The organism is Streptomyces durocortorensis (genome assembly GCF_016901035.1).
Lineage (GTDB): Bacteria > Actinomycetota > Actinomycetes > Streptomycetales > Streptomycetaceae > Streptomyces > Streptomyces durocortorensis.
The window spans coordinates 1-1,384 of sequence record NZ_JAFEUF010000494.1 but is presented as its reverse complement, the minus strand read 5'-3'; the positions used below and the strand labels follow the sequence as shown (position 1 = coordinate 1,384).

Genomic DNA, 1,384 nt, shown 5'->3' with positions numbered 1-1,384 from the left:
CCCCCCCGGGGGGTGGGCCCCGGGCCGGGGCCCCCCCCCCGGCGCCCGCCCCCCCCCCCCCCCCCGGCCCCCCCCCCCCCCCCCGCCCGCCCCCCCCGCGCCCCCGCGCCCCCCCCCACGGCCCGGGCCACGGCCCACATCGCGGCGGTACGTTGCGGGCAGGCCCCTTCTGTACGGGCTCGGCCGCCGGGGATACGTGCGGGCTCAGCCGCCGGAGGTGTCCAGCTCCGCGTCGGCGCTGACGCCCGCGCAGTCGTACGGGTCCTTGAGCCAGCCGTCCGGGAGGACGACCCGGTTGTTGCCGGAGGTCCGGCCGCGGGGCCCGTCGGCGCCGTCCGGCCAGGGCTGGTCGAGGTCCAGCTCGTGCAGCTGGCCGCCCAGCTCCTCCAGCGAGGAGGTGACGGCCAGCTTCTTGCGCATCTCGGAGCCGACCGCGAAGCCCTTGAGATACCAGGCCACGTGCTTGCGGAAGTCGATGACGCCCCGGGCCTCGTCGCCGATCCACTCCCCCAGCAGCGTCGCGTGCCGCACCATGACGTCCGCGACCTCGCGCAGGGTGGGCGCGTGCCGGGTCGCACTGCCCTCCATGGCGTTCACCAGATCGGCGAAGAGCCAGGGCCGCCCGAGGCATCCGCGCCCCACCACAACCCCGTCGCACCCGGTCTCCCGCATCATCCGCAGGGCGTCGTCGGCGCACCAGATGTCGCCGTTGCCGAGCACGGGGATCTCGGGGACGTGTTCCTTGAGCCGGGCGATGGCGTCCCAGTCGGCGGTGCCGCCGTAGTGCTGGGCGGTGGTCCTGCCGTGCAGGGCGACAGCCGTCACGCCCTCCTCGACGGCGATGCGACCGGCATCGAGGAAGGTGAGGTGGTCGTCGTCGATGCCCTTGCGCATCTTGATGGTGACGGGGAGGTCCCCGGCGCCCGAGACGGCTTCCCGGAGGATGGCCCGCAGCAGGGGCCGCTTGTACGGGAGCGCGGAGCCGCCGCCCTTGCGGGTGACCTTGGGGACCGGGCAGCCGAAGTTCAGGTCGATGTGGTCGGCCAGGTTCTCGTCCACGATCATGCGGACGGCCTTGCCGACGGTGACCGGGTCCACTCCGTACAGCTGGATCGAGCGCGGGGTCTCGGTCGCGTCGAAGTGGATGAGCTGCATGGTCTTCTCGTTACGCTCGACCAGCGCCCGCGTGGTGATCATCTCGCTGACGAACAGCCCCTTGCCCCCGGAGAACTCCCGGCACAGCGTCCGGAACGGGGCGTTGGTGATGCCGGCCATCGGGGCCAGCACGACCGGCGGCTGCACGGTGTGCGGGCCGATGCGGAGCGACGGGAGGGCGGGGGCGAGCGTGGTCATTGCTCCATTGTCGCGTACGCCGGAGGGGTGG

At 73.9% G+C, this 1,384-nt stretch carries 1 protein-coding gene; it reads right to left on the bottom strand.

Features of this window, described 5'->3' with window-relative positions; genetic code table 11:
• Window positions 1-204: 204 nt before the first annotated feature.
• Complete coding sequence (gene dusB / locus JS521_RS35685; protein WP_205086993.1) at window positions 205-1,353, bottom strand: tRNA dihydrouridine synthase DusB; 1,149 nt, start codon at window positions 1,351-1,353, stop codon at window positions 205-207.
• Window positions 1,354-1,384 lie beyond the last annotated feature (31 nt).

Bases quoted from the DNA above. Each gene is read 5' to 3' on its own strand.
- dusB (WP_205086993.1), bottom strand. From the start codon at position 1,353: ATGACCACGCTCGCCCCCGCCCTCCCGTCGCTCCGCATCGGCCCGCAC.